Here is a 425-nt window from a genome sequence, read left to right on the forward strand (position 1 = left end):
GTCAAGATACAGGTAAGACCCTTGAACTCAATAAAGACAACAACTGGTCAGGAAGCTTCACAGATCTTGATGTGAACAAAGCTGGTAAAGCGATTGCTTACACTATTGAAGAAGTTTCAGTCGCAGAATATGAGTCTAAGGTAACAGGAGATGCCACAAGTTACACCATTACTAACAGCTACACTCCAGGTAAGACTCAAGTACCAGTGAAGAAAGTATGGAAGGATGCCGATAACCAAGATGGCAAACGTCCAACATCAGTCACAGTTAAACTTCTTGCCGATGGTCAAGATACAGGTAAGACCCTTGAACTCAATAAAGACAACAACTGGTCAGGAAACTTCACAGATCTTGATGTGAACAAAGCTGGTAAAGCGATTAAGTACACTATTGAAGAAGTTTCAGTCGCAGAATATGAGTCTAAA

General features: G+C 40.7%; 1 protein-coding gene. It reads left to right on the forward strand.

The genetic code is table 11. The annotated features are described in order from the left end of the window. A partial coding sequence (locus tag B7725_RS00005; protein WP_142357332.1) for a Cna B-type domain-containing protein occupies window positions 1-425 on the forward strand: 425 nt, incomplete at both ends.

Source organism: Streptococcus oralis subsp. tigurinus, assembly GCF_002096275.1.
In the GTDB taxonomy this organism is placed as follows: Bacteria; Bacillota; Bacilli; order Lactobacillales; family Streptococcaceae; genus Streptococcus; species Streptococcus oralis_CN.